The organism is Citrobacter sp. U14242 (assembly GCF_046555775.1).
GTDB lineage: Bacteria > Pseudomonadota > Gammaproteobacteria > Enterobacterales > Enterobacteriaceae > Citrobacter.
This window is the reverse complement of the sequence record NZ_JBKGLW010000010.1, coordinates 101,038-114,144: the sequence shown is the minus strand read 5'-3', so window position 1 is coordinate 114,144 and position 13,107 is coordinate 101,038. Positions and strand designations below refer to the sequence as shown.

The following is a 13,107-nucleotide window of genomic DNA, read 5'->3' as shown; positions in this document are numbered from 1 at the left end:
ACACTATGCAGAATTTAAACGGCTTCGCGGTGCCGAAAGGTTTTCGCGGCGGCGGTGTCATTAAAGTGCAATTATGGTGGGCGGTACAAGCAACATTATTTCACTGGTCACCACAGGTTATGTATCGCTGGCGTGCATTTTTATTAAGAATATTTGGCGCGAAAATAGGAAAAAACGTAGTTATTCGCCCTTCAGTTAAAATTACTTATCCGTGGAAATTGACACTGGGTGATTACGCCTGGGTGGGTGATGACGCGGTTTTATATACGCTGGGTAATATTACGATTGGGGCTCATGCGGTTATTTCGCAGAGAAGCTATTTATGCACCGGGAGTCATGATTATGCCAGCCAACACTTTGATATTAGCGCCACGCCAATTGTAATTGGCGAGAAATGCTGGCTGGCGACAGATGTTTTTGTCGCACCTGGCGTGACGATTGGTGACGGCACCGTCGTGGGTGCACGCAGCAGCGTTTTTAAATCGTTGCCGGCCAATGCCATATGTCGGGGTAACCCCGCAGTAGTTACGCGTAAACGCGTCGAGAACGTTACTCCCTGAAGGGAAATTTTAAGAGGTAATAACATGTCAAAAGTCGCTCTCATCACTGGCGTAACCGGGCAGGATGGTTCTTACCTGACAGAGTTTCTGCTGGAAAAAGGTTATGAAGTTCATGGTATTAAGCGCCGGGCCTCGTCATTTAATACCGAACGTGTAGACCATATTTACCAGGACCCGCATGCGGGTAATCCCAAGTTCCATCTGCATTATGGCGATTTGACGGACTCTTCTAATCTGACCCGCATTTTGCAAGAGGTTCAGCCGGATGAAGTCTATAACCTGGGCGCAATGAGCCACGTGGCAGTGTCGTTTGATTCGCCAGAATATACTGCTGATGTTGATGGGATCGGCACGCTGCGTTTGCTGGAAGCGATTCGCTTCCTGGGGCTGGAAAAGAAAACCCGTTTCTATCAGGCTTCCACCTCTGAACTATACGGTCTGGTTCAGGAGATCCCACAAAAAGAAACGACACCGTTCTATCCGCGATCGCCTTATGCCGTCGCCAAACTGTATGCCTACTGGATCACCGTCAATTACCGTGAGTCTTATGGCATATATGCCTGTAACGGCATTCTGTTTAACCATGAATCTCCGCGTCGTGGCGAAACCTTCGTCACACGCAAAATTACCCGTGCAATTGCCAACATCGCCCAGGGGCTGGAGTCCTGTCTGTACCTCGGCAACATGGATTCGCTGCGTGACTGGGGACATGCCAAAGACTACGTCAGGATGCAGTGGATGATGCTGCAGCAGGAACAGCCGGAAGATTTCGTGATCGCCACTGGCGTGCAGTATTCCGTCCGTCAATTTGTGGAAATGGCCGCAGCCCAACTCGGTATTAAGCTGCGCTTTGAAGGAGAGGGCGTGAATGAAAAAGGCATTGTGGTTTCGGTGACTGGGCATGATGCACCAGGGGTGAAACCGGGGGATGTGATGATCGCCGTCGACCCGCGCTATTTCCGTCCTGCGGAGGTGGAAACGCTGTTAGGCGATCCGACAAGGGCACACGAAAAACTGGGCTGGAAGCCGGAAATCACGCTGCGCCAGATGGTTTCTGAAATGGTTGCTCACGATCTGGAAGCAGCGAAGAAACATTCACTGCTGAAGTCCCATGGTTACGATGTTGTTATTGCACTGGAGAGCTAATGATGAAGAAGAAACGTGTTTATATTGCGGGACATCGGGGCATGGTGGGCTCTGCTATTTACCGACAACTCGCACAACGTGAAGATGTAGAGTTAATCATCCGTAACCGTGAGCAGCTCAATTTATTAGACACAACGGCGGTTAATGATTTCTTTACCCGTGAACATATTGACCAGGTTTATCTTGCCGCGGCAAAAGTGGGCGGGATTATGGCTAATAGTAATTATCCATCTGATTTCATTTATGAAAACATGATGATGGAAAGTAATATCCTTCATGCGGCCCATAATTCAAATGTCGGGAAGTTATTATTTTTAGGCTCATCATGTATTTATCCTAAGTTTGCGCAGCAACCCATCAAAGAGAGCGAGCTGTTGCAGGGATCGCTGGAGCCGACAAATGAGCCCTATGCCATCGCTAAAATTGCAGGGATAAAACTGTGTGAGTCCTATAACCGGCAGCATCGCCGGGATTACCGTTCAGTGATGCCGACGAACCTGTATGGACCTAACGACAATTTCCATAAAGATAATTCCCATGTGATTCCTGCGCTATTGCGTCGTTTTCATGAAGCCACCCAACGGGATGATAAGTATGTTGAAGTTTGGGGCAGTGGAAAACCCATGCGTGAATTTTTGCATGTCGATGATATGGCGGCAGCAAGCATCCATGTTATGGAGTTAGACAATGAGGTTTGGCAGGAAAATACAGAGCCAATGCTTTCTCATGTCAATGTAGGTACGGGGGAAGATTGCACGATTCGTGAGCTTTCCGACGCCATTGCAAAAGTTGTTGGTTTTCGCGGTGAAATTATTTTTGATGCTTCTAAACCTGATGGGACACCACGAAAACTGCTTGATGTCAGTCGCCTGAGAAGACTCGGGTGGCATCATGAAATCGGACTTGAACAGGGGTTGGTTAATACTTATCGCTGGTTCCTTGATAATCAGCAGCGGTATCGGGGTGAGTAATGTTTCTCAATAATGAAGACTTCGCTAATGCGGTGCGCACGACGCCGCTGATCTCTCTGGATTTTATCATTGAGAATGAGTTTGGGGAGTTTTTAGTTGGGAAAAGAACTAACAGGCCTGCTCAAGGATATTGGTTTGTGCCCGGCGGCAGGGTATTAAAAGATGAAACGCTGGAACAAGCATTTATGCGTTTGACGGCAGAAGAATTAGGTCAGCAGTTTCCCATAACACACGGTCAGTTTTTTGGTGTCTGGCAGCACTTTTATGAGGATAATTTTTCTGGTTCTTCATTTACAACGCATTATGTGGTGTTGGGTTTTCGACTGAAGATTAATACCAGTACCTCAATGTTGCCGTCAAAACAGCATGATACCTGGCGTTGGGCTAAAACGGATGAACTGATTGCCGATGGGAATGTGCATAAGAATACGCAGGCATATTTCAACCCAGCGACGAAAGATCGGGTGACCGGGATATGAGAATTCTGGTTTATGGTATCAATTACTCGCCCGAATTGACCGGAATTGGCAAATACACGGGAGAGATGGTGGAGTGGATGGTGAGCCGGGGGCATGAGGTTCGGGTAGTTACGGCACCTCCTTATTATCCGCAGTGGCAAGTAGGCGAACCTTATTCATCCTGGCGCTATCGTCGGGAAGTTGGTGTCACCACTGTCTGGCGCTGCCCATTGTATGTACCAACTCAACCTTCAACGCTAAAGCGGTTGCTACATTTGGGCAGTTTTGCCCTGAGCAGTCTTTTTCCCCTGTTGGCTCAGTATCGGTGGAAGCCTGACTACATTATCGGCGTGGTACCCACGCTGTTCTGTACACCAGGGATGCGTTTGCTGGCAAAACTGTCTGGCTCTCGCACCGTGCTGCATATTCAGGATTATGAAGTTGATGCGATGTTGGGGCTGGGATTGGCGGCAACCGGAAATTCCACCATGATTGCGCGAATAGCCAAAGCATTTGAGCGTAGCAGTTTGTTGAATGTGGATAATGTTTCCACGATCTCCCGCTCTATGATGCAAAAAGCGCAGGAGAAAGGCGTTGCTGCAGAAAAACTTATCTTTTTCCCGAACTGGTCCGAAGTGGAAAGATTCAGCAAGGTGGATAGTGCTGATATAGAGCAAATTCGTCAGCAGTTTGATTTGCCAACGGATAAAAAAATTATTCTGTATTCCGGCAATATTGGTGAGAAACAAGGCGTTGAAAATATCGTTGAGGCTGCAAGCCAGACTCAGGATAAACCATGGATATACGTTATTGTGGGTCAGGGAGGAGGGAAATCCAGGATGGAACAAATGGTCAAGGAACGAGCCCTAACGAATGTTAAGTTCTACCCACTCCAACCATACGAAATGTTGCCTGCGTTATTAAGGCTGGCAGATTGCCATTTAGTCATCCAAAGACGTGGCGCTGCAGATGCGGTCCTTCCTTCGAAGTTAACGAACATATTGGCGGTCGGGGGAAATGCCGTGATTACAGCAGAGATCCATACCGAACTGGGGCAGCTTTGTCAGAAACATCCCGGTATTGCGATCTGTATTGAACCAGAATCCGTTGAGATGCTTGTGGCCGGTATTACTGATGCAATCACTATGCCTGAATACAATATGATTGCACGTTCATATGCAGAGTCTGCACTTGAAAAAGATAATGTCTTAAATCAATTTATTAATCATTTGAAGGGTTGACTTATGAGTCAGAGTAACATTCATCCAGTAATTATTGCAGGTGGGTCCGGTAGCCGTTTGTGGCCATTATCCAGAACATTATATCCAAAGCAATTCTTGTGTCTGGATGGACAAAATACAATGTTGCAATCGACTATTTGTCGCCTTGATGGACTGGATTGTTCACCACCGCTGGTAATATGTAATGAAAAGCATCGATTTATTGTTGCTGAACAATTACAAGAAATCGATAAGCTAACGGGTAATATTATTCTTGAGCCACAAGCCCGGAATACCGCACCCGCAATCGCGCTGGCAGCAATTTCAGTATGTAACAATAATTCCGATCATAACCCGTTGTTGCTGGTCCTGGCGGCTGATCATATTATTGAAGAAAATCAATTCTTCCACGATGCAGTTACCTCAGCCATTCCGTTAGCCGAAGATGGCAAGCTGGTAACATTTGGTATTGTCCCGGATGCACCGGAAACAGGGTACGGTTATATTCGACGCGGTGAAGTCAGTAGTACCCAGATTAAAGTTGATTCTGTTGCTTTCAATGTTGATGCTTTTGTGGAAAAACCTGACCTTGAAACAGCCGAAAAATATATCTCTGCGGGTGAATATTACTGGAATAGCGGTATGTTTTTATTCCAGGCCCGACGCTATCTTGAAGAGCTTGAAAAATATCGCCCGGATATTCTACAGGCCTGCTTGTTGGCGATGGATAACGCTGAACTGGACAATGATTTTATCCGTGTCAGTCGGGACGATTTCCAGGCTTGCCCAGAGGAATCGATCGACTATGCCGTGATGGAGAACACCACGGATGCTGTAGTCCTGCCGATGAACGTTGGCTGGAGCGATGTGGGTTCATGGTCATCACTTTGGGAAATCAGCGATCGTAACGATGAGGGTAATGTTTATCATGGCGATGTCATCTCTCATAATACAGAGAACAGTTATGTCTACGCCGAGTCGGGATTGGTAGCAACCGTCGGCGTAAAAGATCTGATCGTCGTCCAAACTAAAGATGCAGTATTAATCTCAAATAAAACGGATGTACAAGATGTAAAAAAAATCGTTGCACAAATTCAGGCGGATGGTCGCCCGGAACAACATATTCATCGTGAGGTTTTTAGACCCTGGGGAAAATATGATTCTATTGATGAAGGTGATCGTTATCAGGTTAAAAGGATAACCGTGAAACCCGGTCAGGGCTTTGCATTGCGCATGCACCATCATCGTGCTGAACACTGGATTATTGTTGCGGGAACGGCAAAGATTACGATCTGTGATGAGGTCCAGTTATTAAGTGAAAATCAATCAGTGTATATTCCTCAGGGCACTATTCATTGTCTTGAAAACCCAGGGAAGGTTCCGCTGGAGATGATTGAAGTTCGCTCTGGAGTCTACCTTGAAGAAGATGATATTGTAAGATTTGGCACACATCATGAGCATATATAGAAATCTATTATTCATTTCTGTTCACTGACTCTCTGCGAACTTTTATGAAATAAAAATAACAGAGGCTGGCCTTTGTTACTTATTTAGGCAATCAGGCCCGGGCTAACTGTTGCCTGAAGAAGGAGATAACATGAGCCAGATAATCCGCGTTACCACTTGTGATATTTGTTACGGGTCAGTTGGTGATGTATGTCTGAACGTGCGAACGCGCACTCTCCTGGTATTACTAAATCAGTAATGCTGGTATTTCCCTTGCCCGATAAGGGCAAGTGGCGACTAACAGGAACCACGATGACACATCTAAAAAAGCGCGAACGAGCCAAAACCAATGCGTCGTTAATATCGATGGTGCAACGCTTTTCAGATATCACCATCATGTTTGGTGGATTATGGATAGTCTGCGAACTGAGCGGTTTGCCTTTCCTGTATATGCACCTGCTGGTGGCGTTAATCACGCTGGTCGTTTTTCAGATGCTGGGCGGGATAACGGATTTTTACCGCTCCTGGCGCGGGGTAAAAATTTCAACTGAGTTGGTGCTGCTACTGCAAAACTGGACGCTGAGTCTGATTTTTTGCGCAGGTCTGATTGCCTTTAATAACGATTTTGACAACCGGTTTGCTCTTTGGCTGGCATGGTATCTGCTGTCAAGTATTGGTCTGGTGCTGTGCCGTGCGTTTATTCGCTACGGGGCGGGATGGTTGCGTAATCGTGGTTATAACACGCGTCGGGTAGCGGTAGCAGGGGACCTTCCCGCCGGGCAGGTGCTGCTGGAAAGTTTTCGCCATGAGCCATGGTTGGGATTTGAGGTCGCGGGTGTTTATCACGACCCCATACCGGGGAAAAACGCCCAGGACTGGGCGGGAAATCTGCAGCAACTGGTGGATGATGCCAAAGCTTCACGCATTCATAACGTCTATATCGCTATGTCGATGAGCGATGGGGCGCGCGTAAAAAAACTGGTACGTGAACTGGCTGATACCACCTGTTCAGTGCTCCTGATTCCTGATGTCTTTACCTTCAATATTCTGCACTCGCGGATTGAAGAGATGAACGGTGTTCCTGTGGTACCGCTGTATGACACACCGCTTTCTGGCATTAACCGTCTGCTGAAGCGAGCGGAGGATATCGTCCTGTCATCGTTAATCCTGTTGCTAATTTCTCCTGTGCTATGCGCCATTGCGCTGATGGTGAAGCTGACCTCAAAGGGGCCGGTAATCTTTCGTCAGACCCGCTATGGGATGGACGGGAAGCCGATCAAAGTCTGGAAGTTTCGTTCCATGAAGGTAATGGAAAACGATGCAGTAGTTACCCAGGCCACACAAAACGATCCGCGAGTGACCCGCGTGGGTAACTTCCTGCGGCGGACGTCACTGGATGAATTACCACAGTTTATAAATGTGCTGACAGGCGGGATGTCTATTGTCGGGCCGCGTCCACATGCGGTGGCGCATAACGAACAGTATCGTCAGCTGATAGAAGGGTACATGTTGCGCCATAAGGTGAAGCCAGGCATTACCGGTTGGGCGCAAATCAACGGCTGGCGTGGTGAAACCGATACGCTGGAAAAAATGGAAAAACGCGTAGAGTTTGACCTCGAATACATTCGCGAATGGAGCGTGTGGTTCGATATCAAAATCGTTTTTCTGACGGTGTTTAAAGGCTTCGTCAATAAAGCGGCATATTAATATGAGCTTACGAGAAAAAACCCTCAACGGTGCCAAGTGGTCAGCCATTGCTACGATAATTATCATTGGCCTGGGGCTCATCCAGATGACGGTTCTGGCGCGGATTATTGATAATCATCAGTTCGGGTTATTAACCGTGTCGCTGGTGGTTATCGCGCTGGCCGACACGCTGTCTGATTTTGGGATCGCCAACTCGATTATTCAGCGTAAAGAGATAGGTTATCTTGAACTAACCACCTTGTACTGGTTAAACGTTGGGCTGGGGATAGCCGTTTGTATTGCTGTGTTTTCGCTCAGCGAGACTATAGCCGATGTGCTTAATAACCCTGAGCTGGTGCCACTGATTAAAACCTTAGCGCTGGCGTTTGTGGTGATCCCGCATGGGCAGCAGTTTCGTGCGCTGATGCAAAAAGAACTGGCCTTCAACAAAATTGGCATGATTGAAACCAGTTCAGTACTGGCCGGTTTTACTTTTACCGTGGTTAGCGCGCATTTTTGGCCGCTCGCCATGACGGCCATTGCTGGGTATCTGGTAAACAGTACGCTACGTACGCTGCTGTTTGGCTATTTTGGCCGCAAAATTTATCGACCAGGGCTGTGTTTTTCGCTTTCGTCCGTGTCGTCAAATCTGCGCTTTGGGGCGTGGCTGACGGCAGACAGCATCATCAATTACGTGAACACCAACCTTTCAACACTGGTGCTGGCCAGAACCCTGGGCGCTGGCGTGGCGGGAGGCTTCAATCTTGCCTGGAATGTGGCAGTTGTACCGCCAATCAAACTGAATCCGATAATTACCCGGGTGCTGTTCCCTGCGTTTGCCAAAATTCAGGACGATAGCGAAAAACTACGGGTCAATTTTTACAAGTTGCTATCCGTTGTCGGTATTATCAATTTCCCGGCCCTGCTGGGATTAATGGTGGTATCGAATAACGTCGTACCGCTGGTGTTTGGTGAAAAGTGGAACAGTATTGTTCCGGTGCTGCAACTGCTGTGCATTGTGGGTCTGCTGCGCTCAGTCGGTAATCCAATAGGCTCTTTGCTGATGGCCAAAGCACGGGTCGATATCAGCTTCAAATTCAATATCTTCAAAACCTTTTTGTTTATCCCCGCCATCCTGGTTGGCGGAAATATGGCGGGTGTGATTGGCGTCACGCTGGGTTTTTTACTGGTACAGGTTATAAACACCATCCTGAGCTATTTCGTGATGATCAAACCGGTACTGGGACCGAGCTATCGGCAGTACATGCTCAGCCTGTGGCTACCGTTCTATCTCTCCTTACCCACGCTGGTGGTGAGCTACGCGCTGGGAATGACATTGCAAAATAAATTGCCGTTAAGTGTGTTGTTAAGCCTTCAGATAGCCGCTGGCGCCCTGGCGTTTGTCGTGATGATTGTGCTGTCGCGTGATCCGCTGGTGGTGGAAATAAAACGCCAGTTCTGCCGAGGTGAAAAAATGAAAGCCTTGCTCCGCGCAGGATGAATTGCGTTTGTTGTCGTCCGGGGACGGGAAAACCGTCATCCGCACTGATTTTAAGAGGTCATGATGAAATTACTGATTCTGGGCAACCACACCTGCGGGAATCGCGGGGACAGCGCCATTTTGCGCGGTTTGCTGGATGCCATTCATACGCTCCAGCCTGAGACGGAAGTGGATGTGATGAGCCGCTATCCGGTGAGTTCCTCCTGGTTACTAAACCGACCGGTGATGGGCGATCCACTGTATTCACAGATGAAGCAGCATAACAATGCTGCAGGCGTCATGGGCCGCGTAAAGAAAGTGCTGCGTCGCCGCTATCAGCATCAGGTGCTGCTCTCACGCGTGACGGACTCAGGCAATCTGCGCAACATCGCTATTGCTCAGGGGTTTACTGACTTTGTCCGCGTGTTGTCGCGTTATGACGCCATTATCCAGGTCGGTGGATCGTTTTTTGTCGATCTTTATGGTGTGCCGCAGTTTGAGCATGCACTGTGTTCATTTATGGCCAGAAAACCACTGTACATGATTGGTCACAGCGTAGGGCCATTCCAGGACGAACAGTTCAATCAGCTGGCGAATTACGTTTTTGGGCACTGCAATGCGCTAATTTTACGAGAGTCGGTCAGTCTGGAACTGATGAAACGCAGTGAAATAACGACAGAGAAAGTTGAGTCAGGTGTGGATACCGCCTGGCTGGTAGACAACCATCACGATGACTTTGAACCGGGTTATGCCGTACAGCACTGGCTACAAACGGCAGCAAAGCAGAAGACAGTCGCCATTACGCTACGTGAACTGGCGCCGTTTGATAAGCGTCTTGGGACCACACAACAGGCCTATGAGCAAGCCTTTGCCGGGGTGGTTAATCGGATCCTTGATGAAGGTTACCAGGTGATGGCGCTCTCAACCTGTACCGGTATTGATAGTTACAACAAAGATGATCGCATGGTTGCACTGAACCTGCGTCAGTACGTTAACGATCCGGCCCGTTATCACGTGGTCATGGATGAACTAAACGATCTCGAAATGGGGAAAATATTGGGCGCATGTGACCTGACGGTGGGCACACGCCTGCACTCTGCCATCATCTCGATGAACTTTATGACGCCGGCGATAGCCATTAATTATGAGCACAAATCGGCGGGAATTATGCAGCAACTGGGGTTAGCGGAAATGGCGGTTGATATCTGCCATCTGTTGGATGGCAGCCTTGAAGGCAGGGTTGCCGATACCCTGGGACGGTTGGCTGAACTTAACATCAGGGTGGAGGAGGCTGTTAAGCGTGAACGTGAACACGGTATGCATATGGTGCAATCGGTATTAACGCGTATTGAGGAGGGGAAATGAAAGTCAGCTTTTTCCTGCTTAAATTTCCGCTGTCCTCTGAAACCTTTGTGCTGAATCAGATCACCGCGTTTATCGATATGGGGCACGATGTTGAAATTATCGCGTTATATCAGGGCGATCTTGATAATACCCATGCTTCCTATGTGGACTACCGTCTGGGCGAAAAAACACGATGGTTATTGAAAGAACCGGCTGGCAGGTTGGCGAAGCTGAAATACCGCACCACGACAATTTTACAGGGCATTACCCGGACAGCGACCTGGAAAGCACTCAATGTTTCACGCTATGGCGATGAGGCACGTAATCTGATTTTAGCGTCCATCTGTGCGCTAACCCCGCGAGCACTCCAGGCCGATGTCTTTATTGCGCACTTTGGACCCGCAGGCGTAACGGCGGCCAAACTACGTGAACTCGGCGTGCTTCGCGGCAAAATAGCCACTGTCTTCCATGGTATTGATGTTTCACATCGGGACATCCTTGTCCGCTATACCCCCGAATATCAGAAGCTGTTTCAGCGCGGTGATTTGATGTTGCCTATCAGCAATCTCTGGGCCGGACGTTTGCGGAATATGGGATGCCCACCGCATAAAATAGCGGTATCGCGTATGGGGATTGATATGACACGTTTTACACCTCGCGAAGTGAAAGCGCCTGGCACGCCGCTAGAAATTCTCTCCGTTGCACGGTTAACCGAGAAAAAAGGGCTGCATGTCGCTATCGAAGCGTGCCGCCAGCTGAAGGCGCGGGGTATCTCATTTCGTTATCGCATTCTGGGAATTGGCCCCTGGGAGCGTCGGTTACGTACGCTTATCGAGCAATTTCAACTGGATGATGTGATTGAAATGTCGGGATTTAAACCCAGCCATCAGGTTAAAGAGATGCTTGAGCAGGCGGATGTTTTCCTGTTGCCCTCCGTCACGGGAATTGATGGTGACATGGAGGGGATCCCGGTGGCGTTGATGGAGGCCATGGCCGTAGGGATACCGGTCGTCTCTACCGTGCACAGTGGGATCCCTGAGCTGGTGGAATCTGGAAAATCCGGCTGGTTGGCACCAGAGAATGATGCTCAGGCCCTGGCGGAGCGATTAGCGACGGTCAGTGTGCTCAACACTGAGCAAGTGAGGCCGGTAGTGGAGTGCGCCCGCGAAAAAATAGCCGCTGATTTTAACCAGCTCGCGATCAACAAACAGCTAGCCAGTCTGCTGCAAACGATGTAAATCGAGGTTGTATGCCAGAGAAAAAACTCTCCCGACGTACTTTTCTTACCGCAGGTTCTGCGCTTGTCGTTCTCCATTCTCCCGTCGCCAGAGCGTTTGAAGCTAGGCGCAGCGTCAACATCGAGGATTACAATCCCCAGGATTGGGTTGCTTCCTTCCGGCAGGCGTTTTCAGAGGCGCAAACCGTTATTGTGCCTGCTGGTCTGGAGTGCAGGAATATCAATACCGCAATCGAGATCCCGCCAGGTAAAATGTTGCATCTGCAAGGCGGGGTCAGTAGCAGCAGTCGTGGGCGATTTATTCTGCAGGATGGCTGCCGCGTGACAGGGGGGCAGGGGGGGCGCTTGCGAAATATTACCCTTGATGTTCGAGGCTCCGACTGCGTGATAAAAGGCATAGCCATGAGCGGTTTCGCCCCCGTGGCGCAAATTTATATCGGGGGGAAAACACCGCGAGCGATGCGTAACCTCACCATTGATGACATGACTATCACTCATGCGAATTACGGGATCCTGCGACAGGGGTTTCATAACCAGATGGATGGCGTACGGATAACAAACAGCCGTTTTAGTGACTTACAGGGGGACGCCATCGAGTGGAATGTCGCGATAAACGACAGTGACATCGTGATTTCAGACCATGTTATAGAACGCATTAATTGTACGAACGGAAATGTTAACTGGGGTATCGGTATCGGGCTGGCGGGCAGTACGTACGACAACACCTACCCCGACGAACTGGCGGTGAAAAGATTTGTGGTAGCCAATATAACGGGCTCGGATTGTCGACAGTTAGTCCATGTGGAGAACGGCAAGCATTTTATCATTCGTAATATTACCGCGCGAAATATCACCCCGGATTTCAGTAAGAAAGCGGGCATCGATAATGCTGCAGTCGCTATTTATGGATGTGATAATTTCGTTATCGATAATATCAATATGAAAAATAGCGCAGGGATGCTGATTGGTTATGGTGTGATCAAAGGACGGTATTTGTCCATCCCACAAAACTTTAAGTTAAATAATATTCAACTGGATAACACACACCTCGATTATAAATTACGTGGCATTCAGATTTCCTCAGGTAATGCAACTTCATTTGTGGCCATTACCAACGTGGAGATGAAGCGCGCGACGCTGGAGCTGCACAACAAACCTCAGCATCTTTTCTTGCGAAATATCAATGTGATGCAGCAATCCACCACTGGGCCGGCGCTAAAAATGCACTTTGATCTGCGCAAAGATGTCCGCGGTAAGTTTATGGCCAAACAGGGCACCTTGCTCTCGCTGGCCAACATTCATGCAGTTAATGAAGCAGGACAAAGCTCAGTTGATATTGACAGCGTAAACCACCAGGTTGTGAATGTCGCGGCAGTGAATTTTCGACTACCGGGCCGGTAATTTTACGACCATTCCTGGCTAAAAACCTACCCGGCTAAGATTATGATTACTGCATTCTGCTGATAAGCGGCGTAACATGCGTCTTAACTGAGCAATGTAATTCATACTGGCTAAAACAAGCTAAAAAGCTATAATTCAGCAACTATTGAATAGGTGAA

General features: G+C 48.5%; 11 protein-coding genes. All 11 read left to right on the top strand.

The window, feature by feature from the left end:
- Nucleotides 1-5: 5 nt before the first annotated feature.
- Nucleotides 6-560, top strand: coding sequence for a colanic acid biosynthesis acetyltransferase WcaF (gene wcaF / locus ACLJXE_RS17570; RefSeq protein ID WP_286628126.1), 555 nt, complete (start codon nucleotides 6-8; stop codon nucleotides 558-560).
- Nucleotides 561-584: 24 nt separating this feature from the next.
- Nucleotides 585-1,706: a GDP-mannose 4,6-dehydratase gene (gmd, locus tag ACLJXE_RS17565; RefSeq protein ID WP_410751538.1), complete on the top strand. Its 1,122-nt coding sequence runs from the start codon at nucleotides 585-587 to the stop codon at nucleotides 1,704-1,706.
- Nucleotides 1,707-1,708: 2 nt separating this feature from the next.
- On the top strand, nucleotides 1,709-2,677 hold the full coding sequence (locus tag ACLJXE_RS17560; protein WP_286628679.1) for a GDP-L-fucose synthase family protein: 969 nt from the start codon (nucleotides 1,709-1,711) through the stop codon (nucleotides 2,675-2,677).
- Nucleotides 2,677-3,156, top strand: a complete 480-nt coding sequence (locus tag ACLJXE_RS17555; RefSeq protein ID WP_410751537.1) for a GDP-mannose mannosyl hydrolase — start codon at nucleotides 2,677-2,679, stop codon at nucleotides 3,154-3,156. The genes ACLJXE_RS17560 and ACLJXE_RS17555 overlap by 1 nt, the downstream gene beginning before the upstream one ends.
- Complete coding sequence (locus tag ACLJXE_RS17550) at nucleotides 3,153-4,376, top strand: WcaI family glycosyltransferase (RefSeq protein WP_410751536.1); 1,224 nt, start codon at nucleotides 3,153-3,155, stop codon at nucleotides 4,374-4,376. The genes ACLJXE_RS17555 and ACLJXE_RS17550 overlap by 4 nt, the downstream gene beginning before the upstream one ends.
- A gap of 3 nt (nucleotides 4,377-4,379) precedes the next feature.
- On the top strand, nucleotides 4,380-5,822 hold the full coding sequence (gene cpsB, locus ACLJXE_RS17545) for a mannose-1-phosphate guanyltransferase (RefSeq protein ID WP_410751535.1): 1,443 nt from the start codon (nucleotides 4,380-4,382) through the stop codon (nucleotides 5,820-5,822).
- Nucleotides 5,823-6,113: 291 nt separating this feature from the next.
- A complete protein-coding gene (gene wcaJ, locus ACLJXE_RS17540; RefSeq protein WP_410751534.1) occupies nucleotides 6,114-7,508 on the top strand; it encodes an undecaprenyl-phosphate glucose phosphotransferase in 1,395 nt (464 codons plus the stop codon).
- A gap of 1 nt (nucleotide 7,509) precedes the next feature.
- Nucleotides 7,510-8,988, top strand: coding sequence for a colanic acid undecaprenyl disphosphate flippase WzxC (gene wzxC / locus ACLJXE_RS17535; protein WP_410751533.1), 1,479 nt, complete (start codon nucleotides 7,510-7,512; stop codon nucleotides 8,986-8,988).
- A gap of 63 nt (nucleotides 8,989-9,051) precedes the next feature.
- On the top strand, nucleotides 9,052-10,332 hold the full coding sequence (wcaK, locus tag ACLJXE_RS17530) for a colanic acid biosynthesis pyruvyl transferase WcaK (protein ID WP_410751604.1): 1,281 nt from the start codon (nucleotides 9,052-9,054) through the stop codon (nucleotides 10,330-10,332).
- Nucleotides 10,329-11,549, top strand: a complete 1,221-nt coding sequence (wcaL, locus tag ACLJXE_RS17525) for a colanic acid biosynthesis glycosyltransferase WcaL (protein WP_410751532.1) — start codon at nucleotides 10,329-10,331, stop codon at nucleotides 11,547-11,549. Before wcaK ends, wcaL begins: the two co-directional genes overlap by 4 nt.
- Nucleotides 11,550-11,560: 11 nt before the next feature.
- Nucleotides 11,561-12,949 carry a colanic acid biosynthesis protein WcaM gene (gene wcaM, locus ACLJXE_RS17520; RefSeq protein WP_410751531.1) on the top strand — a complete coding sequence of 463 codons (1,389 nt, stop codon included), beginning with the start codon at nucleotides 11,561-11,563 and terminating at the stop codon, nucleotides 12,947-12,949.
- Nucleotides 12,950-13,107: the final 158 nt, after the last annotated feature.

Bases quoted from the DNA above. Each gene is read 5' to 3' on its own strand.
- wcaF (WP_286628126.1), top strand. From the start codon at position 6: ATGCAGAATTTAAACGGCTTCGCGGTGCCGAAAGGTTTTCGCGGCGGC.
- wcaM (WP_410751531.1), top strand. From the start codon at position 11,561: ATGCCAGAGAAAAAACTCTCCCGACGTACTTTTCTTACCGCAGGTTCT.
- ACLJXE_RS17555 (WP_410751537.1), top strand. From the start codon at position 2,677: ATGTTTCTCAATAATGAAGACTTCGCTAATGCGGTGCGCACGACGCCG.
- wcaL (WP_410751532.1), top strand. From the start codon at position 10,329: ATGAAAGTCAGCTTTTTCCTGCTTAAATTTCCGCTGTCCTCTGAAACC.
- cpsB (WP_410751535.1), top strand. From the start codon at position 4,380: ATGAGTCAGAGTAACATTCATCCAGTAATTATTGCAGGTGGGTCCGGT.
- gmd (WP_410751538.1), top strand. From the start codon at position 585: ATGTCAAAAGTCGCTCTCATCACTGGCGTAACCGGGCAGGATGGTTCT.
- wcaJ (WP_410751534.1), top strand. From the start codon at position 6,114: ATGACACATCTAAAAAAGCGCGAACGAGCCAAAACCAATGCGTCGTTA.
- ACLJXE_RS17560 (WP_286628679.1), top strand. From the start codon at position 1,709: ATGAAGAAGAAACGTGTTTATATTGCGGGACATCGGGGCATGGTGGGC.
- wcaK (WP_410751604.1), top strand. From the start codon at position 9,052: ATGAAATTACTGATTCTGGGCAACCACACCTGCGGGAATCGCGGGGAC.
- ACLJXE_RS17550 (WP_410751536.1), top strand. From the start codon at position 3,153: ATGAGAATTCTGGTTTATGGTATCAATTACTCGCCCGAATTGACCGGA.
- wzxC (WP_410751533.1), top strand. From the start codon at position 7,510: ATGAGCTTACGAGAAAAAACCCTCAACGGTGCCAAGTGGTCAGCCATT.